Genomic DNA, 1474 nt, shown 5'->3' on the forward strand with positions numbered 1-1474 from the left:
ATGGTTTTGAGGCTCCGGTCAGCTGGCTCCGAGTGCAGGGTTGCCGCCCAAAGGGAAACGCCACGCACATGAACCCCGTCGCAAGAACGGTCCTGCAGCGCCTTGGCCTCGGTCTGGTCACTTTGTTTATCGTGTCCATCATCATCTTCTCTGCGATCGCGATGCTCCCAGGCGACTTCGCCAAGGCCACGCTCGGGCAGTCGGCGACGCCCGAAACGGTCGCCGCGTTTCAGCGGGAGATCGGCATCGATCGTCCGCCTGTCGAGCGCTACTTCGCTTGGGTCGCCCAGATGCTCCATGGCGATTTCGGCTCTTCGTTTGCGAGCCGCACCGGATATCGGCGTACCGTGGCCGAGATCATCGCACCCCGCCTCTACAACACGATGTTCCTTGCAGCGGTGACGGCGCTGATAGCCGTTCCCCTGGCCTTGGGGCTTGGCATTCTGGCTGCGCTGTACCGCAACGGCTGGTTCGACCGGCTGGTGAATGTCGCGACACTGACAACCATTTCATTCCCGGAATTTTTCGTCGCTTATATGCTCGCCTACCTGGTGATCTCGCGCGACACGTTCATCGGATCCGATTTCGCTCAAACGCTGCCTCATTGGCTCACTGTCTCGCTGAACTGGGCGCTCAATGCGGTTCCCAAATTTCCGACATTGTCGAATGTGAACGATCAGACGCCATTTTGGGAGCATCTCTGGAAAGTCGCCCTGCCGGCAATCACCCTTACACTTGTAATCGTGGCCCACATGATGCGCATGACCCGAGCGGCCATCATCAACATGCTGTCAAGCCCCTACATCGATATGGCGCGCCTCAAGGGAATGTCCCCGATGGTGATCGTGCTGAGGCATGCCCTGCCCAATGCCTGGGCTCCGATCGTCACTGTGGTCGCGTTCAATCTGGCGTATCTCATCGTCGGAGTGGTCGTGGTCGAGGTCGTGTTCGTTTACCCCGGTATCGGCCAGCTGATGGTTGACGCGGTAAAATCCAGGGATGTTCCGGTTGTCCAGGCCTGCGCCCTGATTTTCGCCGCGACTTACATCCTTCTCAACCTGCTAGCCGACATTATTTCCATCGCCACCAATCCCAGGCTCTTGCACCCACGATGACCAGATCCGAATCTGTCGCGGAGCTTCAGAGGCTGAGGCGCTCGCGTGCCACCCGGGCGAAAACAGCGCTGAAGAAGGCACCGTTCAGCGCGTGGTTCGGCATCGTTGTGATCCTCGGCTACGTCTTTGTTGCGGTCTTCGCGCACTGGATAGCCCCATATGGCGAGACGCAGGTTTTCAGCGAAGCCTTCGCGCCGTGGAGCCAGGAGTTCAAACTGGGAACCGATCAGCTCGGCCGCGACATGCTCACCCGCTTGATCTACGGTGCGCGCAACACAATCGCTATCGCGGTCGCGACCACGTTGCTGTCCTTCGCGGTCGGCGTCTCGCTCGGCCTTCTTGCCGCATTGTACAGGGGG

Annotated in this window: 1 protein-coding gene and 1 pseudogene; both read left to right on the plus strand. The window is 59.6% G+C overall.

Annotation, left to right across the window (positions count from 1 at the left end; genetic code table 11):
• Nucleotides 1–1115: ABC transporter permease (locus EN925_RS35495; RefSeq protein ID WP_348630389.1), on the plus strand; the 1115-nt coding region annotated here is incomplete at its 5' end.
• A pseudogene (locus tag EN925_RS35500) lies at nt 1112–1474 on the plus strand (ABC transporter permease); the annotation flags it as partial. The gene EN925_RS35495 and the pseudogene EN925_RS35500, both read left to right, overlap by 4 nt.

The sequence above is a fragment of the Mesorhizobium sp. M7A.F.Ca.US.006.04.2.1 genome, from assembly GCF_004022915.1.
GTDB lineage: Bacteria > Pseudomonadota > Alphaproteobacteria > Rhizobiales > Rhizobiaceae > Mesorhizobium > Mesorhizobium ciceri.